Consider the following 1,026-nt stretch of genomic DNA (forward strand, 5'->3'; position numbering starts at 1 on the left):
TCGTTCACTGGATTTACTGTAACAGTTACTTTCGCTTCGTCGGTCAATTGACCGTCCGTTACGGTGTAAGTAATTTCAACATCACCATTGAAGTTTTCTGCCGGAGTGAACACCAACTTGCCATCAACGATCTCTACTTTACCTTGTGCTTCAGGAACAGTCGCAGATTGGATCGACAACTTATCGCCATCCACATCAGTATCGTTTGACAGAACATCAATAGTAACTGCAGTGTCTTCTTGTGTCGTAGCGATGTCATCTTTCGCCACTGGCGCATCGTTGACCGGTGTTACATTGACAGTGACGGTGGTGGATTCAGACACTCCACCTGATGTCACGACGTAAGTGAAAGTATCTTTACCGACGTAGTTATCATCTGGTGTGTAGGTCACCGTACCATCGTTGTTTACGATGACGGTGCCATTTTTAGGACCATTCTCAGCGTCCAGTGACACCACTTTATCAGTGCTTTCAAACGTGTCGTTACCTAAGACGTTAATGATGGTTGGTGTGTCTTCGACTACATTTGTGCTGTCAGCCTTGATGTCGACTACTGGTGCAACCGTAAAGTCCACCGTTTGGCTAACGCTTTCGCCGCTTGGGTCTTTAGCTGTAAACGTAATTGTCTCTTTGCCATTCCAATCCGCAGTCGGATTGATTGTGGCGACGCCATTCACAATAGAAATTTGGATGCTGTTATTGCCAGAAACTGAGAATTCTAGCGAGGAATCAGTATCTTTGAATACTTCATTCAAGTCGATCGTGTAGGTCGCGAAATCTTCCGATAACACTTGGTCTGCAATGGCATTTTCTACAGTCGGTGCATCGTTAACACGATTCACAACCAAACTGTCACTGTCGTTAGCTGTTGGATTAACACCATCCGATACTGACGCGCTAATAGTCAGGCCTTTAAGGTTGAGTTCGTCGTTGTTAACCGCGTCAACACCCGCTTGAGTCAGTTTGACTTCATCGCCAACTAACACAAAGTAACCGTTTGAGTTGTTTTCTAAAGAAACGGTTAAT

The 1,026-nt window shown here is 45.0% G+C and carries 1 protein-coding gene; it reads right to left on the bottom strand.

The window, feature by feature from the left end:
• On the bottom strand, positions 1–1,026 hold a 1,026-nt coding region (locus R7P69_RS25290; RefSeq protein WP_318121841.1), incomplete at both ends, for a tandem-95 repeat protein.

The organism is Vibrio sp. 661, assembly GCF_033339315.1.
GTDB classification, from domain to species: Bacteria; Pseudomonadota; Gammaproteobacteria; order Enterobacterales; family Vibrionaceae; genus Vibrio; species Vibrio alginolyticus.